This is a genomic window from Flavobacterium sp. MAHUQ-57, assembly GCF_051908335.1.
Classification (GTDB): Bacteria; Bacteroidota; Bacteroidia; order Flavobacteriales; family Flavobacteriaceae; genus Flavobacterium.
Window position 1 is genome coordinate 1,703,983 of the sequence record NZ_JBPZTE010000007.1, and the last position, 26,229, is coordinate 1,730,211.

A 26,229-nucleotide genomic window follows, 5' to 3' on the forward strand; every position below is an offset into this window, starting at 1 on the left:
GTTGTGATTTCTGGAGGTAAGATTCCAATGTTTGCTTTAAATTCTTTATTGTTTCGGTGATAGATAATGTAATTCTACTTTTTATCTGCGGTTTGTGAAATGTATTTGCCAATAGTCATTTTTTTGTTTTCTTGACTTTTGTTCTTTAGCTCTTTGTATTTCTGATTTTGTGTATGTTTTTCAAAATCCTTGTTTTTGTTGTGCGATTGTATTGCTTAAATTATTATAAATACTATGAATGCCAGGAATGGAAAACAGATAAGGGAAATTGATATTTTCATTGGTATGCGCTTTACTGTAAAATTGAAGTATCTCCTGTAATTGGGAGTGGTGATAATGTGAAAAATAGAACAGTCTGAGCGGTTTGAGAGTCTAACGGTCTAAAAATCTAATAATCTCACCTTCTAACTCATTTTAATTTTTTATTTTTGCGGTTCAATTTTACAGAGATACATATATTATATGAGAACTATACAATTTAGAGAAGCAGTTTGCGAAGCGATGAGCGAAGAGATGCGTCGTGACGAATCGGTATATTTAATGGGTGAAGAAGTAGCGGAGTACAATGGAGCATATAAGGCTTCTAAAGGAATGCTGGATGAATTTGGACCAAAAAGAGTTATCGATACGCCGATTGCAGAATTAGGTTTCGCTGGTATTGCAGTGGGTTCAGCAATGAACGGTTGTCGTCCAATCGTTGAATTCATGACTTTCAACTTCTCATTGGTTGGAATCGATCAGATTATCAATAACGCGGCAAAAATGCGTCAGATGTCGGCTGGACAATTTCCAATGCCGATGGTATTCCGTGGTCCTACAGCTTCTGCGGGACAATTAGGAGCTACACACTCACAAGCTTTTGAGAACTGGTTTGCCAATACACCGGGATTGAAAGTAGTTGTTCCTTCTACACCTTATGATGCCAAAGGTTTATTGAAAGCAGCTATCCGTGATAATGACCCGGTTATCTTCATGGAATCAGAGCAAATGTATGGCGATAAAGGAGAAGTGCCTGATGGAGAATATATCATTCCTCTTGGAGTAGCTGATATCAAGAGAGAAGGAAAGGATGTAACTATCGTTTCTTTCGGTAAAATCATCAAAGAAGCTTTTGTTGCTGCAGATGAATTGGAAAAAGAAGGTATTTCTTGTGAGATTATTGACTTGCGTACAGTGCGTCCGATGGATTATGATTGTATCATCAACTCAGTAAAGAAAACCAATCGTTTGGTAGTATTGGAAGAGGCGTGGCCATTTGCTTCAGTAGCTTCTGAAATTACCTATATGGTTCAGGAAAGAGCGTTCGATTATTTGGATGCTCCGGTTCAGCGTATTACAACAGCAGATGCTCCGGCACCTTATTCACCAACATTGTTGAAAGAATGGTTGCCAAATGCGGAAGATGTTGTAAAAGCTGTTAAAAAAGTAATGTATAAATAAGATTATAAGATTGTTGGACAGTTGGATGATTGGATTCCTTGGGAATAGAAATCTAAAAATCGAAGCGTCGGAAAATCCAATACTCTAAAAAATAACTATATTTGGAACTCTGTCGTTTGGACAGAGTTTTTTTATTATGAAGAAAATTTTTGCCCTCTTATACCTACTATTTTCGGTTTCATTATTGGCTCAGACCAAGGTGAGTGGTGTTATTTATGATGACACTAATTTAACCGTACCTTATGCGAATGTGTGTTTTAAAGGAACGCGTGAATGTGTTACTTCGGATGAAAACGGACGTTTTTATATTCAGTCGGAAAACAACCATAGCGTTTTGGTGGTTTCCTATGTTGGATTTCAAACTACCGAAATAAAATTGGATAAACCGGTTAGTTACGGACTTAAAGTCGTTTTTAAAGGATCGAACCAATTGGAAGAAGTGAAGGTTTATGCCGGAAAAACATCTAAAAAGAACAATCCGGCCTTGGATATTCTCCGAAAAATATGGGAGAAGAAGCGTTCCAATGGTTTGTATAAGTTCAATCAATACGCCATGAAGAAGTACGAAAAAGTAGAATTTGATATGAATTCTATTGATTCGGCTTTTATGAAAAATAGAGTGTTTAAAGGATTGGAGTTTATCTTCAAACAGGTGGATACTTCAAAGATTACCGGGAAAACCTATTTGCCCATTTTTATCAATGAATCATTGTACGATGTGTATGGTGATAATCCTAAAGGGAAGAGAAAAGAGGTATTGGTAGGGAATAAAAACTCTGGACTTGGTGAAGGAGCTGGTGTAGAAACTTTTATCAAGGATTTGTATTCGGATTATGATATTTACAATAACTACCTGAACTTTTTCGATAAGAACTTTGTGAGTCCGTTGTCTAAAACCGGAATCAATACCTACAATTATGTGCTAACCGATAGTACGATGATTGATAACAAATGGTGTTACAACATTGTGTTCTATCCGCGTCGTAAAAATGAATTGACATTCAAGGGAGACTTTTGGGTGAACGATACCACTTTTGCGATTAAGAAAATCAATTTAGCGGCCTCAAAAAGTGCGAACATCAACTGGGTGAAAGATATTTATATTGAGCAGGAATTTGATGTATTGAATGATTCTGTTTTTCTATTGAAGAGAGATTACATGATGTCTGATTTTTCTTTGAGTAAGAAAGAAACTTCGAAAGGGGTGTATGGAAAGCGAACGACTATTTACAGCGATCATAAATTCAACGAAGAAAAACCAGATAAGTTTTATAAAGAAAGTGTCAATGATTTCGATCCTAAGGCATTCAAGCGGGACGAAGCTTTCTGGGAAGAGAACCGAATGGAAAACCTGAGTAAGGATGAGTTGGGTGTGTATAAAATGTTGGATACCCTCAAAACGGTCAAGAAATTCAAGCAGATGTATAACCTGACGACGATTTTGGCCAGTGGTTATATTCAAAAAGGAAACTTTGATTTAGGGCCTATTTATTCCATTTTTGGAAATAATGATGTGGAAGGGCAACGTCTCCGTTTTGGGGCGCGAACTTACTTTGGTGCCAACGATTTGTGGAGAATAGAAGGCTATACGGCGTATGGTTTTAAAGACGATAAGTTCAAATACGGAATTTCCGGTAAGTGGATGGTGAATAAAAAGAATCGTTTGATACTTGCTGTAGGTAACCGAAGAGATGTGGAGCAGATTGGAGTGAGTCTGACGACTTCGAATGATGTGTTAGGCAGAAGCTTTGCGTCTTCTTCTGTATTTGCCAGTGGGGATAATAGTAAATTGACCAATGTGAATTTGACATCGGTCACTGCTGAAATCGAACCGGTAAAAAGTTTGATTTTCAAAACAGGATTTTCGTATCGTACATTGGAAACCGCTTCGTCTACCTTTAGTCTGAATTATATAAAAGATGGAAATGTTTTTTCTGAAATCAAACAGTCGGAATTGACTTTTGGGTTTGATTATACTCCGAAACGCAAGACGGTGGGATTTGGTGTGGAGCGATTGGAAGTAGATAATAATTATTCTCGAATTTTTGTGAATTACAGTCAAGGAGTTAAAGGGCTTTTTAATAGTGATTTTAATTATAGTAAACTGCAATTGTACTACCGTCAGCCAATTTATATGGGAGGTATGGGGCGTTTGTTTACTACTTTTGAAACCGGAAAGATATTTGGCAAGGTACCATTGGGCTTAATGGCAGTTGTTCCGGGTAACCAATCGTATTTTGTGATTGACAACACTTATAATTTGATGAACTATTATGAGTTTATCACCGATCAATATACTTCATTGCATTTGGAGCATCATTTTAACGGAAGAATCTTTTCTAGAATCCCTTTCATGAAGAAATTGAATTGGAGAGAAATTGTTGGAGTTAAAGCGGTATACGGAAGTGTGTCGGATGAAAACAAAGCAATCAATGCTTCAGGAATTACGTATTTAGCACCAACAAAAGGGTATTGGGAATACCATGCCGGTGTGGCGAATATTTTCAAAGTATTCCGAATTGACTTTGCGTGGAGAGGAAATTATTTGGAATTGCCTGATGCTAAAAAATTCACAGTTAAAGGAGGCTTCGGATTCTATTTCTAATTCATTCATGGAGGAAGCATTTCGGTATTTAGCAAAAAAAGACACTATATTTCGGCAAATCATCGCTACCTATGGTTTGCCGGAAATTATTCCGTCTAGACCGGAAGGATTTGAAACGTTGGTGCTCCTTATATTGGAACAACAAGTTTCTATCGATTCGGCCAAAGCGACCTTTTTGCGAATGCGGGAAAAAGTTTTGACTATAGAGCCGTTGGTATTGGTGGATTTAACAGAAGAGGAATTTCGATCTTTTGGCGTAAGTCGTCAGAAAGCAAAATACATCAAATGTTTATCGGAAGCGGTTTTGGAGAAAACCATTGATTTGAGTACGTTATCTTCTAAAACCTCTGATGAGGTGCGTGCTGAATTGATTCAATTAAAAGGAATAGGGAACTGGACCATTGATGTGTACCTGATGTTCTGTCTTAAGAAAGAAGATATATTGCCGTTAGGTGATGTTGCTTTGGTAAATACTATGAAAGAGCTGTTGGATATTCATGATAAAACAGCAATGGATGATTACGCACAACGTTGGTCGCCTTATAAAACGTATGCTTCTTTTTTGCTTTGGCATCACTATTTACAGAAAAGAGGTAGGAAAATTACCTATCAGTATTAAGAAATGATTATTTTTTAAAAAAAACTTTCCTTTACAGTCTTTTTACTTCTAACTTTTTGCGTACTTTTGCACCCTCAAAATAAAAAAGGAGAGTAAAATGACTGCAGATAAAATACAAACTTTCGACGTTTTAGTTGAAATTCCACGTGGAAGCCGTAACAAGTATGAGTACGATTTCGAAATGAAAAGAATGCGTTTCGACCGTATGTTGTTTTCTTCAATGATGTATCCGGCTGATTATGGTTTTATTCCAGAAACTTTAGCATTGGATGGTGATCCATTGGATGTTTTGGTATTGGTAACTAAGCCAACTTTTCCAGGTTGTGTAATTGAGGTGAAGCCAATTGGAGTGTTCCACATGGCAGATGATAAAGGACCGGATGAAAAAGTAATCTGTGTACCGGTTTCTGATCCTATTTGGAACAAATTGAATGATTTGTCAGACATGAATCCACACTTATTGAAAGAGATTGAGCACTTCTTTGAAGTTTACAAAGATTTGGAGAACAAACAAGTTGATGTACAAGGATGGGGTGATGTGAAAGAAGCGCAACAAATCTTAAAAGAGTGTATTGATCGTTTTAATGCCATCGAAAATAAACCAGAAGGTTTATTCAGTATAAGATAGTTTTTTGTTTTTGGTTAGTGAAAAGGCAACATTTTTTTATGGAATGTTGCCTTTTTTATTTGTATTGATTTCCATATATTTACGAATATAAATAACTAACCAAAAACAATTTTATGAATTCAATGATGATTTATGTGCCAATAATTATGGCATTAATTGGGCTAGCTTTTATGGCTGCCAAAAGGGCTTGGGTGCTCAAACAGGATGCCGGCGACGGTAAGATGAAAGAGATTTCAGATTATATTTACGAAGGCGCCCTGGCATTTCTGAAAGCAGAATACCGATTATTGACTTTCTTCGTTATTGGGGCGAGTTTGGTTTTAGCAGGAATAACTTTTGTACCGGGTGTGAAAACACATTTATTAATAGTAGTGGCATTTATTTTTGGTGCCATTTTTTCTGCCCTGGCGGGAAATATGGGGATGAAGATTGCTACCAAGACGAATGTAAGAACAACACAAGCGGCTCGTACTAGTTTGCCACAAGCATTGAAGGTTTCTTTTGGTGGTGGAACGGTAATGGGATTGGGTGTAGCTGGTTTGGCTGTTTTGGGGCTGACTTCGTTTTTTATCTTTTTCTTTCATTTCTTTATGGGTGGTGTTTGGACTTCATCGGAAGACATGACTGTGGTTTTGGAAACATTGGCCGGTTTTTCTCTTGGTGCAGAATCCATTGCTTTATTTGCTCGTGTGGGTGGAGGTATTTATACTAAAGCTGCCGATGTGGGTGCTGACTTGGTTGGTAAGGTAGAAGCGGGAATCCCAGAGGATGATCCTCGTAATCCGGCAACTATTGCGGATAACGTAGGGGATAATGTGGGAGATGTTGCCGGTATGGGTGCCGACCTGTTCGGTTCGTATGTGGCGACAGTACTTGCAGCTATGGTATTGGGGAATTACGTTATTACCGATATGGGTGGTAAAATTGATGATGCGTTCAATGGTATCGGACCTATTTTATTACCAATGGCGATTGCAGGTTTCGGTATTTTGTTTTCTATCATCGGAACGATGTTGGTGAAAATCAACAGTAATGATGCGAAAGAAAAGCAAGTGCAGGGAGCGTTGAATATTGGCAACTGGGTTTCCATTGGTTTGACAGCAGTGTCTTGTTTCTTTTTGGTGCGTTATATGCTTCCGGAAGTAATGACTATGGAGTTCTTCGGTGAAGGCTCACAACAAATTTCATCAATGCGTGTGTTTTACGCTACTATTGTTGGATTGATTGTTGGAGGTGTGATTTCTTCCGTAACTGAATATTATACAGGATTGGGAACAAAACCGGTTATGGCGATTGTTCAAAAGTCGAGTACAGGTGCAGGGACCAACGTGATTGCTGGTTTGGCAACTGGTATGATTTCTACATTCCCTACTGTTTTATTGTTTGCAGCTGCGATTTGGATATCGTATGCTTTGGCAGGATTCTATGGGGTAGCTTTAGCGGCTTCGGCAATGATGGCTACTACAGCGATGCAATTAGCGATTGATGCTTTCGGGCCTATTTCTGATAACGCTGGAGGAATTGCTGAAATGAGTGAATTGCCAAAAGAAGTACGTACTCGTACTGATATTTTGGATTCTGTTGGAAATACGACAGCGGCTACAGGAAAAGGATTTGCGATTGCTTCGGCGGCATTGACATCGTTGGCGTTGTTTGCGGCTTATGTTACCTTTACCGGAATTGATGGAATTAACATCTTCAAAGCGCCGGTATTGGCGATGTTGTTTGTGGGAGGAATGATTCCTGTGGTTTTCTCAGCTTTGGCTATGAATTCGGTGGGTAAAGCAGCTATGGATATGGTGTATGAGGTACGTCGTCAGTTTAAAGAGATTCCTGGTATTATGGAAGGAACGGGCAAGCCTGAGTATGGTAAATGTGTGGAAATTTCCACTAAAGCGGCATTGCGTGAAATGATGTTGCCTGGAATTTTAACGATTGGATTTCCGATTGCTATTGTTTTGTTGGGCTTGTTGGTGTATAGCGATAACCATCAGTTGATTGCGGAAATGCTTGGCGGTTATATGGCTGGTGTTACCGTTTCGGGTGTACTTTGGGCTGTATTCCAAAATAATGCAGGAGGTGCTTGGGATAACGCGAAGAAATCGTTTGAGGCTGGTGTGATGATTAATGGCGAAATGACGTATAAAGGTTCTGATGCGCATAAGGCGGCGGTGACTGGAGATACTGTTGGAGATCCATTTAAAGATACTTCTGGTCCATCAATGAATATTTTAATCAAATTGACGTGTTTGATCGGCTTGGTGATTGCGCCAATTTTAGGAAATGGTGCTCATGAATCTACGGCGAAAGGGTCTTGTTGTGCAGCAACAGAAAAATGTGAGGCAAAAACAATGAAATGTGACCCTTCTAAATTGGCCATGATGACTAAGGAGGAATGTGCTAAGATGTGTGATGAAATGGGTTGTAGTGCTGAAGAAAAAGCAGTTTGTATGGCGCATTTTGGAGCAGACGGCAAATTCAAAGCGGTGGAAGGATGTGCAATGGCTTGTTGTGCAGATGGTATGATGAAAAAAGAAGTGTCTAAAAAAGTCATTATGGAAAAAAATGACGACGGGACAGTTACTGCTACTATTACCACCACAATGAATGGTAAAGAAGAAGTTACGAAAGTAACCGGTACTGAAGCAGAAGTAAAAGCAAAGATTGATTCTCAGAAGGAGTAAAGAAATAAGGAAAATAAAAAAGCCCGTCTATTAGTTAGGCGGGCTTTTTTTGTTTGTATTTAGAACAATCCGTTGATTTCGGCGTCAATTTTGTTGATGATCATTCCTAAATCTTCGGGGTTGTTTACAAAGTCAATATTGTCTACGTCAATGATTAAAAGCTTTCCTTTGGTGTAACTTTGTATCCATGCTTCATAACGTTCGTTTAAGCGGCTTAAATAGTCAATAGAGATGGTGTTCTCGTAATCGCGGCCACGCATATGGATTTGTTTTACCAAATTCGGTATAGAACTTCTCAAGTAAATTAATAAATCAGGAGCTTCTACCATAGTTTCCATTAGTTCGAACAATGATTTGTAGTTTTCAAAATCTCTGTTGGTCATCAATCCCATAGCGTGAAGATTCGGAGCAAAGATGTGAGAATCTTCATAGATGGTTCTGTCTTGGATGATTTTTTTTCCGCTTTGACGGATTTGTAAAATCTGACGGAATCGACTGTTGAGGAAATAGATTTGAAGATTGAAACTCCAACGTTCCATGGAGTGGTAAAAATCGTCAAGGTATGGATTGTCTACTACATCTTCGAAATGTGGTTCCCATTTAAAATGTTTCGCTAAAAGTCGTGTTAACGTAGTTTTTCCTGCGCCGATATTTCCTGCAACTGCTATATGCATTATGGTAAATTGATTTTATAATTGGTGATTCCTTCGGAGGTAAAAATAGCTAAATTTTGGTTTTTATAGTAGAAACTTTTAAAGGAATTTTCAACTTCTTTCACAGGAATTGATTTGCTTTGCTTTACGTCGAAAAAGTACAATTTTTCCTGCAATTTATAGAGAATCAAGGTGTCGTTGCAAATGAAGACTTGGTCGTATTGAGGTAGGTTACTTATGAATTCTTTCTTTCCGAAGATGTCGGATCTAAAGAATTTTTTTTCTTCATCAATCCAATAGAAATAATTAAAATCTGTGGAATAGCTCAGGATGTTTTTGGAGAAGTTGTTGCCAATTAGCTGAGTTGTGTTTTTGATATAGTTGTATAAGTTGAGTTGAAGGGTGTTCATGTCAAAAACCCAATAATTGTTTTGAGAAGCTATTCCGGCGGCGGTAGCTGTTAGTCCTGAAGGAAGTTCGGACAGATTGTTTTTTTGGACTTCATTTAGCTGATTGTCTAGTGCAACTATAGTATTGAAATCTTGGTAGAAAAGCACTATGCGCAATGGATTTTGAAAATCTACCCGTGTGATTTTTCCAAGAGATACATTTTTGTATTGTAAGAAGCTGTCCTTGTTTTTTTTAAAAAGCACATTGTCTTTTGTGAAGTATTGCGCGCCATAAGAGTCTTCACCCCAATAGTTGTCAGCTTGAATGAATTGCGTTCCCATTTTAGAAGCGACAGGATTAGTGTATTGAGAAAAACCAAATACAGTGTACAATGTAAATAGTAAAAGCAGCATCTTTTTCATATCTGCTAATTTACGATTTAATTTATCTAAAATAAAAAATCCCGACGAATCGGGATTTTTATAGGTATTTGGATTCAGAATTAGATTCCGAAAGCTGCTTTAATTTTGTCAACAAAGTCTAATTTTTCCCAAGTAAACAATTCTACTTGTACTTCTTTTTTCTCACCAGAAGGAGAAACAAAGTTTTTAGTTACGACTTCATTTTTACGACCCATGTGTCCGTAAGCGGCAGTTTCGCTATAGATAGGTGTTCTTAATTTCAAACGTTGTTCGATAGCGTAAGGTCTTAAATCGAATAATTCATTTACTTTTTCAGAGATTTGAACATCGGTTAAGCCGTTTTTCGCTGTTCCGTAAGTGTTTACATAAACGTTACAAGGTTTAGCTACTCCAATTGCATAAGATACTTGTACTAATACTTCGTCAGCTACACCTGCGGCAACTAAGTTTTTAGCGATGTGACGTGTAGCGTATGCGGCAGAACGGTCAACTTTAGAAGGGTCTTTTCCAGAAAAAGCACCACCACCGTGAGCACCTTTTCCGCCATACGTATCTACGATGATTTTTCTTCCAGTTAAGCCAGTATCTCCGTGAGGTCCTCCGATTACGAATTTACCAGTTGGATTGATGTGGTATTCGATTTTATCATTGAATAAATGCGCGTACTGAGGGTATTTGGCAATGATTCTTGGAATTAAAATATCGATGATGTCTTTTTTGATTTTAGCCAACATTTCAGTTTCTTCAGCGAAATCATCGTGTTGAGTAGAGATTACGATTGCGTCAATTCTAACCGGTTTGTTGTTGTCGTCGTATTCTAAAGTTACTTGAGATTTAGCGTCTGGGCGTAAATACGTGATAGCAGAATTTTCTCTTCTTAAGTCGGCTAACTCTTGTAATAGTTTGTGAGACAAGTCTAAAGCCAATGGCATATAGTCTTGTGTTTCATTTGTAGCGTATCCGAACATGATACCTTGGTCACCAGCACCTTGAGCGTTTGCTTTGGTTTCAAAATCAGTTACAGCAGTGATACGGTCAACACCACGGTTGATATCGTCTGATTGCTCATGAATGGCAGACAATACGCCACAAGAATTGGCTTCGAACATATATTCGCTTTTGGTATAACCAATTTTTTTGATTACTTCACGTGCAATGCTTTGTACGTCCAAATACGTTTTTGATTTTACCTCTCCGGCAAGAATCACTTGTCCTGTAGTTACTAAAGTTTCGCAAGCCACTTTTGACTCTGGGTCAAAAGCTAGGAAGTTATCGATTAGAGCGTCGCTAATTTGGTCAGCCACTTTGTCTGGATGCCCTTCGCTCACTGATTCTGACGTAAATAAATAAGCCATAAAATTTAATTTTAAATTTATTAAGTGAGGAAATAATTGCAGGGATTGCCTAAAGAGTAGTAGTTACTGCTTTAGCATTTTTTTAATGAGGTCGCAATCAGTTCAAATTTTTCCTCTCGATTTTCGAGTGCAAATGTAAGAAAGGATTTTGAATTGTAAATTAATATTAACGTAATTTTTTATAACTCACTGAAATTTAACCGCGTGAATTACTGTTTCTTAGGATTTTAATTTTGTTTAAACAGAATTGTTTGGAATGAAAATCTATTTAAATGAATTTAAATAACAAAAAACAGAAAAATAATCTACAAATGTTTTTTAAAAAGAAAATATTTCTAATTTTGCCTTGTTGAAATAAAACACCAATGAAAGAATTTAGAACGATGATGGCATTCATGATGATGTGGAGGAATTCCGCAGAGGATGCTATGGTATAAATTCGATTACAAACTATACTCACCTCTGCATAAGCAGAGGTTTTTTTTTACTAAATCTAAACAACACAACAATGCAACTGGAAACATTATTGGCTAACATTACACAACACTGTGGTACCATAGACGCTTATGGAGCAACACATCTCCCAATTTACAATACGGCTACTTTTGATTTGAAGCGTCAATTGGGTGGTGACAAAATGTACGATTATTCAAGAACTGATAATCCTACTAGAAATGCGCTGGAAGAGATATTTACCCAAGCCGAGAATGGTGCAGGTGGGGTGTGTACGAATACCGGTATTGCGGCTATTTCTTTATTGTTTGAGACAGTTTTGAAATCAGGTGATTCGGTTTTAGTGGAGAAAGATTGCTATGGTGGGACGTATCGTTTATTAAATGTGCTTTTTGAAAAGAATAATATCAAAACGTTTTATGCCGATTTCACGGATGAAAATGAAGTAGAGGAAATCTTAGCTCAATATGCAATACGATTGGTGTTGTGTGAATCGCCAACCAATCCTGGATTGAAGATTGTTGATCTACAGTGTATTGCTGCATTGGCAAAAAAATATGAATCCTTGTTTGCTGTTGATAATAGTATGGCAACCTTTGCTTCACAACGTCCGTTGGATTTGGGGGCAGATTTTTCTTTGTTTTCGGCAACCAAGTTTATATCCGGTCACGGCAGTGTTGTGGCGGGAGCTATCATTGCTAAATCTCCTCATTGGGCTGAAAAATTACAGTATTTCTCCAATGCACAGGGAAGAGCACAAAGTCCGTTTGATGTTTTCCTGGTATCGTTGGGTCTGCCAACATTGGTGTACAGAATGAAAACACAGGAACAAAGTGCTTTGCGTTTGGCCGACTACTTATTGAAAATTCCAGAAGTAATTGATGTGAAATTTCCCGGATTACCCTCGCATCCACAGTATGCGTTGGTAAAAAAGCAGATGAAAATTGTGCCTTCCGTTTTGACAGTACAATTGGAAAGCGAAGAGTTAGCGGAAGCTGTGATTAAAAACACCAAGTTGTTTGGTGAAAAAGTGTCTTTCGGTACAGCCGATTCTCGATTGGAGATTCCGGCAAGAATGAGTCATGCTACTTATTCGGAAGAAGATTTGAAAAAAATTGGATTAACGAAAGCAACTGTGCGAATATCTGTTGGTTTGGAAGATACTGAAGATTTAATTCAGGATTTGCAACAAGCTATCGCGTCAGTGGTTTTAAAATGTGTGGAATAATGAGCGAGTATTTATGTCATATTCCTTGTGGAGAGTCGGTGCCTTTTGATAATCCGCATGCAGTTTCTGTGAGTTTGCCAGCACTTGATGATGTGATTGGCTATGAAGAAGGCGAGTTACGCGTAGTATCTAAAATGAAGTCTGGATATCCACGTTTTTTCAGGAATCAACAAGTACAGCTGCTGTTGGATTATGTAGTGCAACGTTACGAAGTGTCTAGCGATTTGGTTGTGCTTCCGATTACTTCTATGAAAGCCTATTCCATACTGTCGTATCTTATAGAAGATAGCTTGGATTATATTGAACTAGAAGGGAATGTCTTCGTGTTGTTGCATCAAGGGGATAGTCGAATTCAATCAATTAAAGATTATATCCGAAATGCCGGATTGATTATCAGCTCGCGTCAGGCAGAATCTACTTTAGTAACATTGGGTGTTTTACAACAGTCTTTTTTTGAGGAAACTTTGAATTTTGATACTGCATATACTACTATCCATTCGGTTTTATCTGATGCTTATGCATGCAAAACTGAGAATGTAGTGCTAACCAATTCCGGAGCCAATGCTTTTTTTGCCGTATGTGAGGCTTTGAGTGTTGCTGGAAGAACTTTAGGGAAAGATACTATTGTTCAATTGGGTTGGTTGTATGTAGACACGATGGAAGTAATTGAAAAGCGAAGTGGATCAACTTATTTGCAGGTAAATGTACATGATTTGAACCAGTTGGAAGGTTGGCTTAAAGAAAATCATGGTAGCGTTTCGGTAGTGATTACGGAAGTGGTTTCCAATCCAAAAATTCAATGTGTTGATATTGTTGGGTTGTATGCTCTTTGCCAAAAATACCAGGTCAAACTAGTTTTGGATGCGACATTGATTACGCCTTTCAATGCCTCGATTTTAAAGTATTGTGATGTGGCTGTGGAAAGTTTGTCAAAGTTCGCTTGTGGTCATGCAGATGTTTTAATGGGTGCGATTGTGGTTTCGGAACAATCTGGAATAGGTATTGACTTTTTCGAGAAATTTTTAATTAAGCCGTTTCAAGGAGAAATAGAACGTTTGGGATTTGAAATTACGGGCTATAAAAAAAGAGTAAAGCAGTCTTCAGAAAATACCAAACAACTGATTGCTTTGTTGCAGCAAAAGAAAGCAATAAAAAAAGTATGGAGTGTTCTGGAAGAAAATTCATTGGAGTATTACACTCGTATTGCTACTTCGGAAATGATCCCGGGTTTAGTTACTATTGAGTTGGAAGAGAGTATAGCGGGTTACTATAATATGCTACAAGTGGCGAAAGGTCCTAGTTTGGGTACAGAATTTACCTTGGTGATGCCTTATGTGTATTTGGCGCATTATGATTTGACTCAGTCGGAAGAAGGAGTAGCGTTACTTCAAGAAAAAGGAATGAGTCCTGATATTTTGAGGATTTCTGTAGGGAATGAATCTATTGCGTCAATTGTTAAGGTTTTTAATGAAGTGTTTCCGGATTGATAAAAGCATTGTATAGTGTTGTTTTTGTAAAAAATCATTCGGCAATAGTAAAAGTGTTTAGAATTTAAATCTAAACAATGCTTAATTTCAAATAAAATACAGAAAAATATTCTTTTAAATTTGTGATTAAAGAAAAATAATCTACATTTGCAGAGATAATTCAAGTAAAGATGAGACAAACAATTTGCATTACATGTTGTTATATGTGGAAGACTTCCGCAGAGGACTGTATTGCATAAACTTGTCAAACAATACATATTTAAAACCTCTGCCGACAGCAGAGGTTTTTTTGTTTCAATACGATTATAAAAATAAAGGAAATGGGAAATGGTGTAACTTATAGAATGTGTGCTTGCTGTTGCAAGAAGTGCTGTAAAAGCGCTCAGATTCGCTATTACCCTATAGAAAAGACTTAATTTAGTTATAGTTCAACTGCAAAGTCCTTTTGGTAATAGTTCCAAAAGGACTTTTTTTTTACAACAACAAACAAAAACAAATGAATATTTTTTTAGAACAATTAGCGCAAAAAGAAAATCTGGAAGAGGGATTGCGGTTTCTTTCCGAAAATTTTGAGGGAAGAATTGTGTTTTCGACCAGTTTCGGTATCGAGGATCAGGTGATTAGTCATGCTATATTCGGACAGAATTTGAAAAATGTGGAAGCATTTACATTGGATACCGGACGATTATTTCCAGAGACGTATGCCGTTTGGGACAAAACCCTCTTACAGTATAATCAGCCTATCCGTGTTTATTATCCCGATACTGATGAGTTGGAAACCTATGTGAACAAAAACGGAATTAATGGTTTTTATAATTCTGTTGCACTTCGCAAGGAGTGCTGTAGCATTCGAAAAGTGGTGCCATTAAAAAAAGCATTGAAAGACGCTAAAATTTGGATTACAGGTTTGCGTGCACAACAATCGGACAACCGCAATAGTTTGGAAATGATAGAATGGGACGAGCAAAATCAATTGTACAAATACCATCCGTTGTTGCACTGGAGTACTGAAGATGTTGTTCATTATTTACAGCAAAAAGGGGTGCCCTACAATACATTACACGATCAGAATTTTATCAGTATTGGTTGTGCTCCGTGTACCCGAGCAGTACAACCTGGAGAAGATTTCAGAGCAGGACGCTGGTGGTGGGAAGATCAATCAAAAAAAGAATGCGGATTACACAAATAAAGATAGAACGCCTTTGGCAATAAGAAATAGCACATGAGTCATACTAACGATTATTTAGAACAATTAGAAAACGAAGCGATTTATATACTTCGTGAAACGGCAGCACAGTTTGAGAAACCCGCTTTATTGTTTTCGGGCGGAAAAGATTCGATTGTTTTAGTGCATTTGGCATTGAAAGCATTTCGTCCAGGGAAATTTCCTTTTCCGTTGGTACACATCGATACCGGACATAACTTCCCTGAAGCCATTGCGTTCCGAGACAAATTGGTTAACGAAATAGGTGAAAAACTGATTGTAGGTAATGTGGAAGACAGTATAAAAAAATACAATTTAAAAGAAACTGCAGGTCGATTCCCATCTCGCAATGCTTTACAGACGTATTCTTTACTGGATACTATTCAGGAAAATGAATTTGATGCCTGCATCGGTGGCGCACGTCGAGATGAGGAAAAAGCAAGAGCCAAGGAGCGTATCTTTTCGGTTCGTGATGATTTCGGACAGTGGGATCCCAAATTACAACGCCCAGAATTATGGGATATTCTAAATGGGAAAGTTCATAAAGGCCATAATGTTCGAGTGTTTCCGATTAGTAACTGGACCGAATTGGACGTATGGAACTATATTCAAAAATACAATATCGAATTGCCGAGTCTGTATTTCGCTCACGAAAGAGAGTGTATTGTGCATCAGGATAAATTAGTAGCAACGTCACAGTTTATCCAACCATTGGAAGGCGATACGGTGGTGGTAGAAAAAGTACGTTACCGAACTGTTGGAGATATGACGTGCACCGCAGCTGTTCCTTCTGATGCAGCAACGATTCAGGATATCATTGACGACATCATCCAAACTCGAATCAGTGAAAGAGGTCAAACCCGATTGGATGATCAATTATCGGAAGCAGCCATGGAAGACCGAAAAAAACAAGGGTATTTTTAAGAAACAAGAAAAAAGAAGCGGGAGAAAAGAGTTGTGTGAATTAGAAACCATAACTCATCATTCATAACATATAATTCATAACTCAAAATGAATACATTACGATTTATAACAGCAGGAAACGTAGATGACGGCAAAAGTACTTTGATTGGACGATTGCTTTACGATTCCGACAGTATACATACAGACCAATTAGGTGTTTTGCAAAAGCAAACGAAACAGGAAGGAGTAGACATCGATTTGTCTTTGATTACCGATGGATTAAGAGCCGAGCGTGAGCAAGGAATTACTATTGATGTTGCCTACAAGTACTTTTCAACGAAGAAAAGAAAATTCATCATTGCTGATGCGCCAGGACATGAACAATATACCCGAAACATGATTACGGGAGCCTCTAATTCGGATTTGATTATCATTTTAGTAGATGCACGAAAAGGAATTACCGAACAAACGAAACGTCACGCTAGTATTGGTTCGCTGATGGGTATCAAAAAAGCCATTATTGCAGTCAATAAAATAGATTTACTGAACTATTCGGAAAGTACCTTCAACCAAATTCAATCCGATTTTGACACCATTAAAAAAGAATTGAAGTACGATGAAGTGACGTATATCCCTGTAAGCGCTTTGGTAGGCGATAACATTGTGAAGAAATCAGACAATACGCCGTGGTACAACGGAAAGGCGTTATTGGAAACTTTAGAATCGGTTGAATTAACAACGACCGAAAATTTGGCTTCCCGATTTCAGGTGCAATGGGTAATCCGCCCGAAGGATGAGAAAAATCATGATTACAGAGGCTATGCCGGTTTGGTCTTGAGCGGAACTTATAAAGTAGGCGATATAGTTACCATTCTTCCTGCAAGAATTGAAACCAAAATTGTAAAAATAGAACGCAATCTTGAGGAAGTTTCGGAAGCATCTGCAGGAGATAATGTGGTATTGCATTTCGAAAAAGACGTGGATATCAGTCGTGGAGATACGATTGTGTTGTCGGATAAATTGCCTACTGAATCGAATGAAATCAAATCATGGGTTTCATGGTTGGATACCCAGCCTTTTCAATTAGGGAAAACCTATTTGTTACAACACCGATTTAAAAATGTAAGAGTAAAAATTCAGTCGGTTGACCAAAAATGGAATATCAACGATTGGGAATTTACGGAAGAGACGGAAATACGATTGAATGACATCGCACAAATCAGCCTGAAAACCAACCAGCCATTGTTTTACGATGCTTTTGATACGAACCCTAAATCAGGAAATGCAATCCTGATCGATGAAACTAGTTATACAACAGTTGGAGCCTTAATGTTTTTATAAGATGTCATACACTATATATTCTAGAAATCAAGAGCGGACAAAAAGTCCAATCAATAAAATCCAGATTGAAAACTGGGTTGACGAACTTTTCAACTGGTTATTTGATATTGACCAGGAATACAACAGCTATCGATTTTTTCAGAATAGGGAAAAGCTGATTCAATTGAAGCTTCAGGATATTTTAGCCAAAGTAACGGACGATACCAATCAGATCGTAGTGTTTTCCAATTATTTTTTCGACCAGATTGAATCTTTGCATTATGTTTTGTCCAATGATTTGGAAACGATTGTCAATTTTGATCCGGCGGCGAAATCGAAAGAAGAAGTTTTGATTGCCTATCCTGGATTTTTTGCAATCACAGCGTATCGAGTTGCCAATGTTTTTTGGAAATTGAATATCCCAATCATACCAAGAGTAATTTCAGAATACGTTCACGGTCGCACTGGAATCGATATTCATCCCGGTGCTGAAATCGGTGAGAATTTCTTTATCGATCACGGCACCGGAATCGTAATTGGCGAAACAGCAAGAATTGGCAAGAATGTTAAAATTTATCAAGGTGTAACCTTGGGTGCTTTATCGGTTTCAAAAAATAATGTTTCCGTTAAAAGGCATCCTACGATTGAAAGTAATGTAACCATTTATGCCAATGCTACCATTTTGGGAGGAAATACGGTAATTGGTGAGAATTCAGTAATAGGAGGTAATGTTTGGTTAACGCATTCGGTTCCTCAAGGTTCACTTGTTTACCATAAAAGCGAAATCGAAATCAAACAGAAAAGTGAATTCCCGGAAGCTTTGAATTACGTAATCTAATAAAAATTAAAAAATACAACACATGACTCGAGCCTGAATGGCGACAGCATAGAGCACAACTAATTAATAAACACATAACGAAATGAAAGCAAATAATATTTTAGAAACTATAGGGAATACCCCTGTTGTAAAAATCAACAGTTTGTATGGTGCCAATAGAAATATTTGGATTAAGTTGGAACGAACGAATCCTGGAAACAGTATTAAAGATCGTATTGCTTTGGCAATGATCGAAGATGCTGAAGCAAAGGGGATTTTAAAACCTGAAAGTGTCATTATTGAACCAACTTCTGGAAATACTGGAATTGGATTGGCTTTAGTTGCAGCAGTAAAAGGATACAAAGTGGTTTTGGTAATGCCTGAATCGATGAGTGTAGAACGAAGAAAACTGATGGAAATTTATGGTGCTGAATTTGACCTGACACCCCGCGAAAAAGGGATGAAAGGTGCTATTGAGCGTGCCAACGAATTGGTTAGCCAAACTCCAAATGCTTGGTCGCCATCCCAGTTTGCCAATCAGGCGAATGTAGAAGTACACCAAAGAACAACGGCTCAGGAAATTTTAGTCGATTTCCCTGAAGGATTGGATTACATCATTACCGGTGTAGGTACAGGAGGTCATATTACTGGAGTTGCCTCTGTAGTAAAAGAGAAGTTCCCTAATGTGAAAGTGATTGCTGTTGAACCGGAATTGTCTCCGGTTTTGAGTGGCGGTGCTCCGTCACCTCACCCAATTCAAGGTATTGGTGCTGGATTCATCCCTGAAATTTACCAAGGAAATTTAATTGATGAGGTCATTCAGGTTAGTAAAGAAGAAGCTTTTGAATATACACGTGCTATTGCAAAACAGGAAGGGATTTTAGTAGGTATTTCTACAGGTGCTTCTTTGGCTGCGGTTGCTAAGAAAGTGGCTACGCTTCCGGATGATGCCAAAGTATTGACCTTTAATTATGATACCGGTGAACGTTATCTTTCTATAGAAGGACTCTTTTAAAGAATAATCAGATTGTTTACTAAGTAAGATTTTACCTTGTTTTTTTGAACGGGGCGGGAGAATCTATGCTGTTTCGAAATGAAATGCCCCAATTAAAAAGAATAAAAACGAATGAAAAAGATACTTAAAAATACAGGAAAAGTGATACTGGCTGGTGCTGGTCCGGGAGATCCGGATTTGATTAGTCTCAAAGCGCTGAAATATCTTCAAAAAGCTGATGTGGTTTTAACAGATCGATTGGTTTCACCAGTATTAATAGAGGAATATGCTCGTAAAGATGCCGAAATTGTGTATGTGGGCAAACAGTGTTCAAAAGGAGTTTGGACGCCTCAACAGGATATCAATGAATTAATCGTTCTTTTTGCAAAACAAGGGAAATTGGTGCTCCGATTAAAAGGAGGAGATTCTACTTTGTTTTCAAATGTTTTAGATGAACTAAAGGTTTTAGTAGCCAATGAAATTGAGTATGAAATCATACCAGGAATCTCTGCGGCATTTGGAGCAGCAGCTTATACCGGAATTCCATTAACAGCGAGAGATTATTCACGCGGTGTTCGTTTTCTGACTTTGTATGATTTGAATACAGTCGCTCCTCATCAATGGAATGATTGGGCAACAACCGAAGATACCTTGGTGTTTTATATGAGCGGTCAGCGATTGGATGCTTTGACTCAACAGCTTTTAACTCATAAAATTGATACAACAAAAGGAATTGCTGTGGTACAACAAGCCACTACTCCTGACCAGAAGACCAGAGTGTTTTCTTTTGAGGAAATCCAACAACAGCCTTTACCTGAATTCGAATATGTACCGACTTTATTGATTATTGGCAAAGTGGTCAATCTGCATGATCAATTTCAGTGGTTTGCAGAGAAAAATACCACAGAATCTTATTTCGATAACCACAAAATAATTTATCAAAATGCTATCTGATACTAAATTAAGTTTATTGCAACAGTTGGTGCAAAATGCATCTAACGAAGAAATTATCTGGACCAAGGGTTACCTGGCTGGATTTCTGGATCACAGCCGTTTGGGCGGTAGCTTGCCTGTTGTGCCGACAACCGTGCCGGTGGCTTTGAAACCGCTAATTATTTATGGAACCGAAACCGGAAATTCTAAAAAAGTAGCGTCTACTTTACTAGCTTCTTTTAAAAAGGATAAGATTCAGGCCAAAGCAGTGGATGTTTTTCAATTCGATACTACAAAACTGGAAAAAGAAAGCTTGGTTTTGTTTATTATGAGTACACAAGGTGAAGGGGAGTTTCCGCAAAATGCTGTGGCGTTCTATGAAAAACTAAAAGCTTCGGAAGCTAATTTAAGTAAAGTTTCATTTGCCGTGCTAGGTTTGGGTGATTCTTCGTATCCGTTATTCTGTAATGCCGGACTTTTATTGGATGAAGTATTAGCCGAAAAAGGAGCAAAACGTTTATTGCCGTTAGTCAAGGCCGATGTAGATTATGCTGATGCTGTTATTAATTGGGAATCCGATCTAAAGAAAGTTTTTCAAAATCAAACCGCTGAGCCGGTCGTAGTTAAATCTGAGCCGTCAGTTTCTCATAAAAAAAATTATACCGGAGTGATTAGTCACAAAGTGATTTTGAACGATACCGGTTCCAACAAGCAAACCTATCATATTGAAATCACATCAGAAGATGAGGTAGCTTATGAGCCGGGGGATGCGTTGGGAGTAGTGCCAAAGAATTCTTCTGAAGATGTTCAATTCATTTTGGATTATTTCGGAACCGAAGCAGGAAAAGAAATTAGTATAAAAGAACAAATAGCAACAGCCGAAAAATGGTTGTTGGAACGAAATATCAAAGGATTGAGTAAACGTTCATTGGAGCAAATCGGAAATTTGTTCGGAGTAGCAATCACTTTGGAAAAAGCAGATTTGATTGATATTTTAAAACAAAATCCAAAACCGGAGGCATTGAAAATTGAAACATTAATCGATATTTTATTGCCTATCGCTCCGCGTTTGTATTCGATTTCATCTTCAGCCGAAGCACATGACGGTCAGGTGCATTTAACGGTGAATTTGAATACGTTTCAAGTGGGTGAAGACACTAAAACAGGATTGGCTTCGCAGTTTCTGGCCGATTTTCCATTAAACCAAGAGTTGGAATTCTATATCCATAAAAACCAGAATTTCAGATTACCGAATGAAGAAACCGATATTATTCTTATCGGTCCGGGAACAGGTATCGCACCGTTCAGAAGTTTTCTGGCGCATCGTGATGTAACCGGAGCCGAAGGTAAAAATTGGTTGTTTTTCGGAGAGCAGCATTTCGTATTGGATTTCTATTACCAAACCGAAATTCAGGAATGGCTGACTACCGGTGTGTTGACCAAGTTGGATACCGCTTTTTCAAGAGATCAGGAGCGTAAAATTTATGTGCAGGATCGTATCCGTGAGAAATCAAAAGAATTCAATGATTGGTTGGAAAACGGTGCGAGTATTTACATCTGCGGCCAAAAAAGTCCTATGAGTCAGGATGTTGAGCAAGCTATTCTGGAAGTGATTGCAAACGAGCGTAATATCTCGGCAGAAGAAGCCAAACAAGTTTTGGAAACATTGGAAAATAACGGAAAATATCAAAAAGACGTGTATTAATAAGTCATTACTAGAAAAATGAGCGAGAAATTATCAGCAGTAGAATATATAAAGACCAAAAGTGACGGTCTTCGAGGTACTTTGAAGGAAAGTATCGATTTGGATAATCATACGGGTAATGTACGTCCGGATGATGAAACCCTGGTAAAATTCCATGGGATGTATGTACAGGATGACCGTGATCGTCGTGCCGAAAGAGCCGCAAAGAAATTGGATAAATTGTATTCCTTTATGATTCGTTTGCGTATTCCTGGAGGAGTGATTTCTGCCGATCAATGGTTGGCAACACATGAAATTTCAGAACAATACGGAACCGGAACTTTGAAAATCACAACGCGACAAACAGTTCAGTTGCATGGTTTGTTGAAGCATCAGTTGCGTCCAACTATCCAAGCTTTTAATACAGCAAAACTGGATTCGATTGCTGCGTGTGGTGATGTGAATCGAAATGTGATTGTGAGTTCGCACCCGCAAATTTCGCCCATTCATCAACAGATTTATGAATACGCCGACAAGATTTCGACTTTGCTTTTGCCTAAAACACAATCGTATTATGAAGTGTTTATTGATGGTGAGAAGATATATGAGCGTTCCTCTGAGGCCGATCCATTATATGAAGATCGCTATTTGCCAAGAAAATTCAAAATCGGTATCGCTATCCCGCCAAGTAATGATGTGGATGTCTTTACCAACGATATCGGATTGATCGCTATTATCGAAAATGATGTTTTGAAAGGATTTAATATCGCTGTGGGAGGCGGATTGGCAACTACGCACGGTAATCCGAATACCTATTCACGCTTGGGAAGTATCATCGGATTTACAGATACAGAAGAAAAAACATTAAAGGCAGTGTATGAAATCTTAACGGTGCAACGTGATTTCGGAAATAGAGTCGATAGAAAATTATCCCGTTTGAAATATACCGTTGATAAACTGACTGTGGAAGGTTTTAAAAAGGAATTGGAAAGCCGAATCGGATTTGAATTGGAGCCGGAAAGAGCTTATCAGTTTACGGAAAGAAGTGACCGTTTTGGTTGGGAACAGAATCATCAAGGAAAATGGTTTTATACACTTTTTGTAGAACATGGAGTGGTGAAGCCGTATCAGAAACAGTTTTTGTATGATTTAGCACAATTGAAAATCAATAATTTCATCTTTTCAGGCAATCAAAATCTGATTTTAGGCGAGATTGAAAATAGTGATAAAGCAACCATTGAAGCCTTATTGCAGCAGCATGATATCGAAAAACAAGTAAGTGCTTTGCGTAAAAATTCGATGGCGTGTGTGGCGTTACCTACATGTCCGCTGGCCTTGGCCGAAGCACAGCGTTATCTGCCGGAATTGGTTACCAAAATTGAACCGTTATTGGAAAAACACAATTTAACCAATGATGAAATCACTATTCGTATGACGGGATGTCCTAACGGTTGTGGTCGTCCGTATGTAGCCGAATTAGGTTTCGTGGGAACCGGACCGGAGCAATATAATTTTATGTTGGGCGGCGACCGATTCGGAGAACGATTAAACAAAATTTATAAAGAGAAACAAACAGAAGCTCAAATTCTAGAAGAAGTAGATGTTTTATTGGGAAGATATGTTCAAGAAAAACTGGAATCAGAAACTTTCGGAGACTATGCTTACCGTACAATTTTAAAATAATGATACCAAATAGTAACGAAAAACGAAGGACTTATTTTTTGAATCAAAATTATGTGATGATGGTTTTATGTGGTTGCTGTTGCTGATTCAGCTGATGCAATTAAAACATATAAATCACCTATAATAATTAAAATGAAAAATAGTAAAAAGTATATAAAATCAATTGTTTTTTTTCTGATTGTTTTCAGTCAGTTGTCTTATGCGCAGGATAATTTATCCCAAGTTTCAGGTGTTGTTTTGGATAAGTTAGGGCAAACCGTTATTTCGAATACAACTATTGCAGTTAAAGGAACCAATGTTTCTGTTATTGCAGATGCTGAAGGAAAATTTGTAATCAATTCAGAGTTGCGGTTTCCACTAATTTTAATCGTATCAAATGTTGGATATGAACCAAAAGAAGTTGAAGTGCCATCGTATCAGGCTAATTTAATAATCGAATTGGAATCGGAAGCCAATCAATTGGTGGAAGTGATGGTGACTTCCAGAAGAAGAAAGGAAGTAGTGCAGAAAGTACCAATTCCGATTGCTGTTGTAAGTGCCAAACAAGTGGAGGAATCGGGGTCGTTCAATGTTAACAGAGTGAAAGAATTAGTGCCATCGGTACAGTTGTATTCTTCTAACCCAAGAAATACGACTTTGAATATCCGTGGATTGGGTTCTACTTTCGGATTGACGAATGATGGTATTGATCCCGGAGTAGGTTTTTATGTGGATGGAGTTTATTTTGCGCGCCCGGCAGCAACTACCTTAGACTTTATTGATATTGAGAGAATTGAAGTATTGCGCGGTCCTCAAGGAACCCTTTTTGGTAAAAACACAACCGCGGGTGCTTTTAATATAACCACGAAAAAGCCTAATTTCAATGCTTCAACCACTGCAGAAGTTAGCTACGGTAATTATGGTTACATTCAAGCGAAGAGTTCAATTAATGGTACCTTGTTTGATAAATTGGCAGGGAGATTGTCTTTTTCTGGAACACAACGCGATGGTGTAATCGAAAATGTCAGAACCGGAAAGTATGTAAATGATATCAATAACCTTGGGGTTAAAGGTCAATTATTGTATGCTCCGAATGAAAAAACAGAATTTTTGTTATCAGCCGATTTTTCTCGTCAAAGACCGGATGGGTATGCTCAGGTTATTGCTGGAGTGGTAACTACACAACGTGCCGCCTACAGACAGTTCAATCAGATTATTGCGGATTTAGGGTACGAATTACCTTCGTTAAATGCCTTTGATAGAAAAATTGATCATGACACGCCGTGGAGATCCAATAACGATTTAGGCGGTGTTTCCTTAAATGTGGAACGTGAAATTGGTGAAGGGAAATTAACTTCGACAACCGCTTGGCGTTACTGGAACTGGGATCCTTCCAATGATAGAGATTTTACAGGATTGTCCGTATTGAGAAAATCTCAGGCAACATCGGTTCATCAACAGTTGTCGCAAGAATTGCGCTATGCGGGTAATTTGTCTGAAAAGATTTCTACAGTTTTTGGAGTGTATGCCATCGGACAGGATTTGAAATCAGATCCGTTTCATATTGAAGAATCCGGAGATGCGCAATGGCGATTCTCACAAAGTACCACAAGTTCGGATTGGGAAACACCCGGATTGTTTGAAGGTTACGGAATCAGAACAAAATCAAAATTAAAAACGTTTAGTGGGGCTATTTTCGGGCAATTGGATTGGGCTTTGACGTCAAATTTGCATGTGTTACCAGGATTGCGTTATAATTATGATGAAAAGGAAGTTGATTTTAATAGGAAAACGTATGGCGGACTTGAAACGAGCGATCCTAACTTGATAGCTTTAAAAAAGTTGGTGTATTCTGATCAGGCATTTAATGCGAATGTTTCCGATAGTAATTATTCGGGTCAATTAACGGTTGTTTATAAGTTTCAGGAGAATGTGAATTCATTCGCTACTTACGCTAGGAGTTTCAAACCGGTGGGTGTTAATTTAGGAGGATTGCCAACAGCTAATGGTGAGGTGCTGACCGATTTGGCTATTATCAAGCCAGAAGAAGTGGGGCACTTTGAAATAGGTGTAAAAACAAATCCGACGGTTAATTCAAGATTCAATGTTACAATTTATAATACCAATATTAAGGATTATCAAACACAGGTGCAGACTGCAGAATTAGGAGTAAATAGAGGGTATCTCTCAAATGCGGAAAAGGTTAGAGTAAGAGGTGTAGAATTAGAAGGGAATGTCAGAGTGTTGCAGAATATCAACCTTACGGGAAGTTTATCTTACACTGATGGGAAGTATGTTTCTTTTACAAATGCTCCAGTTCCTTTGGAAGAAACTGGTTCGGCTCAAGCTTTTAAAGATGTTTCAGGAGGAAAACTTCCTGGAATTTCAAAATGGTCGGGTGCATTGGGTTCTGAATATGCTACAGAAGCGAAATTCCTTAAAAAGGAGGGCCGTTTTTTTGTAGCGTTGGATTCTTATTTCAGATCCGGATTTTCTTCAAGTCCTTCACCTTCGAAGTATTTGAATGTTGAAGGGTATTCACTCTTCAATGGGAGATTCGGTTTCAGAGCACAAGATGGTTTGTCTGTATCGGTTTGGGCACGAAACCTTTTGAACAAGGATTACTATGAACAGTTGTTGCCAGGTGCTGGTAATGCCGGTCATTATGCCGGAGTTTTGGGAGATCCTAGAACTTATGGAATTACGTTGAAGTATGTTTTGGAATAAGATTTAAATAAGCGTAGAAGT

19 protein-coding genes are annotated in these 26,229 nt (G+C 38.1%); 16 read left to right on the forward strand and 3 right to left on the reverse strand.

Annotation, left to right across the window (positions count from 1 at the left end):
• Nucleotides 1-462: 462 nt before the first annotated feature.
• The 5 genes from ACS8MM_RS15605 (at nucleotide 463) to ACS8MM_RS15625 (ending at nucleotide 7,976) form a co-directional block, all read left to right on the forward strand.
• Complete coding sequence (locus ACS8MM_RS15605; RefSeq protein WP_379718747.1) at nucleotides 463-1,440, forward strand: pyruvate dehydrogenase complex E1 component subunit beta; 978 nt, start codon at nucleotides 463-465, stop codon at nucleotides 1,438-1,440.
• A gap of 136 nt (nucleotides 1,441-1,576) precedes the next feature.
• Nucleotides 1,577-4,045 (forward strand): DUF5686 family protein, encoded by a 2,469-nt coding sequence (locus ACS8MM_RS15610; protein ID WP_379718750.1) that lies wholly within the window; start codon nucleotides 1,577-1,579, stop codon nucleotides 4,043-4,045.
• Nucleotides 3,999-4,664, forward strand: coding sequence for a DNA-3-methyladenine glycosylase family protein (locus ACS8MM_RS15615; protein ID WP_379718753.1), 666 nt, complete (start codon nucleotides 3,999-4,001; stop codon nucleotides 4,662-4,664). The genes ACS8MM_RS15610 and ACS8MM_RS15615 overlap by 47 nt, the downstream gene beginning before the upstream one ends.
• A 97-nt stretch (nucleotides 4,665-4,761) precedes the next feature.
• Nucleotides 4,762-5,292 carry an inorganic diphosphatase gene (locus ACS8MM_RS15620; RefSeq protein WP_379718756.1) on the forward strand — a complete coding sequence of 177 codons (531 nt, stop codon included), beginning with the start codon at nucleotides 4,762-4,764 and terminating at the stop codon, nucleotides 5,290-5,292.
• 113 nt (nucleotides 5,293-5,405) lie between these two features.
• Nucleotides 5,406-7,976, forward strand: coding sequence for a sodium-translocating pyrophosphatase (locus ACS8MM_RS15625; RefSeq protein WP_379718759.1), 2,571 nt, complete (start codon nucleotides 5,406-5,408; stop codon nucleotides 7,974-7,976).
• Between the two features lie 59 nt (nucleotides 7,977-8,035).
• On the opposite strand, the gene ACS8MM_RS15630 is transcribed toward ACS8MM_RS15625, so the two are convergent.
• The 3 genes from ACS8MM_RS15630 to metK all read right to left on the reverse strand — a co-directional run bounded on the left by ACS8MM_RS15630 (nucleotide 8,036) and on the right by metK (nucleotide 10,796).
• A complete protein-coding gene (locus ACS8MM_RS15630) occupies nucleotides 8,036-8,650 on the reverse strand; it encodes a deoxynucleoside kinase (protein WP_379718762.1) in 615 nt (204 codons plus the stop codon).
• A complete protein-coding gene (locus tag ACS8MM_RS15635) occupies nucleotides 8,650-9,441 on the reverse strand; it encodes a hypothetical protein (RefSeq protein WP_379718765.1) in 792 nt (263 codons plus the stop codon). Before ACS8MM_RS15635 ends, ACS8MM_RS15630 begins: the two co-directional genes overlap by 1 nt.
• Before the next feature lie 80 nt (nucleotides 9,442-9,521).
• The gene (gene metK / locus ACS8MM_RS15640) at nucleotides 9,522-10,796 is read right to left on the reverse strand and encodes a methionine adenosyltransferase (RefSeq protein ID WP_379718768.1); all 1,275 of its coding nucleotides are present in this window, start codon (nucleotides 10,794-10,796) and stop codon (nucleotides 9,522-9,524) included.
• 508 nt (nucleotides 10,797-11,304) lie between these two features.
• Here metK and ACS8MM_RS15645 point away from each other — a divergent pair.
• The 11 genes from ACS8MM_RS15645 (at nucleotide 11,305) to ACS8MM_RS15695 (ending at nucleotide 26,208) form a co-directional block, all read left to right on the forward strand.
• Nucleotides 11,305-12,477: a trans-sulfuration enzyme family protein gene (locus tag ACS8MM_RS15645; protein ID WP_379718771.1), complete on the forward strand. Its 1,173-nt coding sequence runs from the start codon at nucleotides 11,305-11,307 to the stop codon at nucleotides 12,475-12,477.
• Nucleotides 12,477-13,964, forward strand: coding sequence for a PLP-dependent transferase (locus ACS8MM_RS15650; protein ID WP_379718775.1), 1,488 nt, complete (start codon nucleotides 12,477-12,479; stop codon nucleotides 13,962-13,964). The genes ACS8MM_RS15645 and ACS8MM_RS15650 overlap by 1 nt, the downstream gene beginning before the upstream one ends.
• 496 nt (nucleotides 13,965-14,460) lie before the next feature.
• The gene (locus ACS8MM_RS15655; protein ID WP_379718778.1) at nucleotides 14,461-15,153 is read left to right on the forward strand and encodes a phosphoadenylyl-sulfate reductase; all 693 of its coding nucleotides are present in this window, start codon (nucleotides 14,461-14,463) and stop codon (nucleotides 15,151-15,153) included.
• A 33-nt stretch (nucleotides 15,154-15,186) separates the two neighbouring features.
• Entirely contained in the window at nucleotides 15,187-16,092 is a 906-nt protein-coding gene (gene cysD / locus ACS8MM_RS15660) for a sulfate adenylyltransferase subunit CysD (protein WP_379718781.1), read from the forward strand.
• Between the two features lie 87 nt (nucleotides 16,093-16,179).
• The gene (locus ACS8MM_RS15665) at nucleotides 16,180-17,412 is read left to right on the forward strand and encodes a sulfate adenylyltransferase subunit 1 (RefSeq protein ID WP_379718784.1); all 1,233 of its coding nucleotides are present in this window, start codon (nucleotides 16,180-16,182) and stop codon (nucleotides 17,410-17,412) included.
• Between the two features lies 1 nt (nucleotide 17,413).
• Nucleotides 17,414-18,229, forward strand: a complete 816-nt coding sequence (gene epsC / locus ACS8MM_RS15670; RefSeq protein WP_379718787.1) for a serine O-acetyltransferase EpsC — start codon at nucleotides 17,414-17,416, stop codon at nucleotides 18,227-18,229.
• An 82-nt stretch (nucleotides 18,230-18,311) separates the two neighbouring features.
• Nucleotides 18,312-19,223, forward strand: a complete 912-nt coding sequence (gene cysK / locus ACS8MM_RS15675) for a cysteine synthase A (protein WP_379718790.1) — start codon at nucleotides 18,312-18,314, stop codon at nucleotides 19,221-19,223.
• Nucleotides 19,224-19,334: 111 nt separating this feature from the next.
• Nucleotides 19,335-20,156 carry a uroporphyrinogen-III C-methyltransferase gene (cobA, locus tag ACS8MM_RS15680; protein WP_379718793.1) on the forward strand — a complete coding sequence of 274 codons (822 nt, stop codon included), beginning with the start codon at nucleotides 19,335-19,337 and terminating at the stop codon, nucleotides 20,154-20,156.
• The gene (locus ACS8MM_RS15685; protein ID WP_379718796.1) at nucleotides 20,146-21,840 is read left to right on the forward strand and encodes a diflavin oxidoreductase; all 1,695 of its coding nucleotides are present in this window, start codon (nucleotides 20,146-20,148) and stop codon (nucleotides 21,838-21,840) included. Before cobA ends, ACS8MM_RS15685 begins: the two co-directional genes overlap by 11 nt.
• Before the next feature lie 18 nt (nucleotides 21,841-21,858).
• A complete protein-coding gene (locus ACS8MM_RS15690) occupies nucleotides 21,859-23,502 on the forward strand; it encodes an NADPH-dependent assimilatory sulfite reductase hemoprotein subunit (RefSeq protein WP_379718799.1) in 1,644 nt (547 codons plus the stop codon).
• Between the two features lie 132 nt (nucleotides 23,503-23,634).
• On the forward strand, nucleotides 23,635-26,208 hold the full coding sequence (locus ACS8MM_RS15695) for a TonB-dependent receptor (protein ID WP_379718802.1): 2,574 nt from the start codon (nucleotides 23,635-23,637) through the stop codon (nucleotides 26,206-26,208).
• Nucleotides 26,209-26,229: the final 21 nt, after the last annotated feature.

Bases quoted from the DNA above. Each gene is read 5' to 3' on its own strand.
- ACS8MM_RS15605 (WP_379718747.1), top strand. From the start codon at position 463: ATGAGAACTATACAATTTAGAGAAGCAGTTTGCGAAGCGATGAGCGAA.
- ACS8MM_RS15610 (WP_379718750.1), top strand. From the start codon at position 1,577: ATGAAGAAAATTTTTGCCCTCTTATACCTACTATTTTCGGTTTCATTA.
- ACS8MM_RS15615 (WP_379718753.1), top strand. From the start codon at position 3,999: ATGCTAAAAAATTCACAGTTAAAGGAGGCTTCGGATTCTATTTCTAAT.
- ACS8MM_RS15620 (WP_379718756.1), top strand. From the start codon at position 4,762: ATGACTGCAGATAAAATACAAACTTTCGACGTTTTAGTTGAAATTCCA.
- ACS8MM_RS15625 (WP_379718759.1), top strand. From the start codon at position 5,406: ATGAATTCAATGATGATTTATGTGCCAATAATTATGGCATTAATTGGG.
- ACS8MM_RS15630 (WP_379718762.1), bottom strand. From the start codon at position 8,650: ATGCATATAGCAGTTGCAGGAAATATCGGCGCAGGAAAAACTACGTTA.
- ACS8MM_RS15635 (WP_379718765.1), bottom strand. From the start codon at position 9,441: ATGAAAAAGATGCTGCTTTTACTATTTACATTGTACACTGTATTTGGT.
- metK (WP_379718768.1), bottom strand. From the start codon at position 10,796: ATGGCTTATTTATTTACGTCAGAATCAGTGAGCGAAGGGCATCCAGAC.
- ACS8MM_RS15645 (WP_379718771.1), top strand. From the start codon at position 11,305: ATGCAACTGGAAACATTATTGGCTAACATTACACAACACTGTGGTACC.
- ACS8MM_RS15650 (WP_379718775.1), top strand. From the start codon at position 12,477: ATGAGCGAGTATTTATGTCATATTCCTTGTGGAGAGTCGGTGCCTTTT.
- ACS8MM_RS15655 (WP_379718778.1), top strand. From the start codon at position 14,461: ATGAATATTTTTTTAGAACAATTAGCGCAAAAAGAAAATCTGGAAGAG.
- cysD (WP_379718781.1), top strand. From the start codon at position 15,187: ATGAGTCATACTAACGATTATTTAGAACAATTAGAAAACGAAGCGATT.
- ACS8MM_RS15665 (WP_379718784.1), top strand. From the start codon at position 16,180: ATGAATACATTACGATTTATAACAGCAGGAAACGTAGATGACGGCAAA.
- epsC (WP_379718787.1), top strand. From the start codon at position 17,414: ATGTCATACACTATATATTCTAGAAATCAAGAGCGGACAAAAAGTCCA.
- cysK (WP_379718790.1), top strand. From the start codon at position 18,312: ATGAAAGCAAATAATATTTTAGAAACTATAGGGAATACCCCTGTTGTA.
- cobA (WP_379718793.1), top strand. From the start codon at position 19,335: ATGAAAAAGATACTTAAAAATACAGGAAAAGTGATACTGGCTGGTGCT.
- ACS8MM_RS15685 (WP_379718796.1), top strand. From the start codon at position 20,146: ATGCTATCTGATACTAAATTAAGTTTATTGCAACAGTTGGTGCAAAAT.
- ACS8MM_RS15690 (WP_379718799.1), top strand. From the start codon at position 21,859: ATGAGCGAGAAATTATCAGCAGTAGAATATATAAAGACCAAAAGTGAC.
- ACS8MM_RS15695 (WP_379718802.1), top strand. From the start codon at position 23,635: ATGAAAAATAGTAAAAAGTATATAAAATCAATTGTTTTTTTTCTGATT.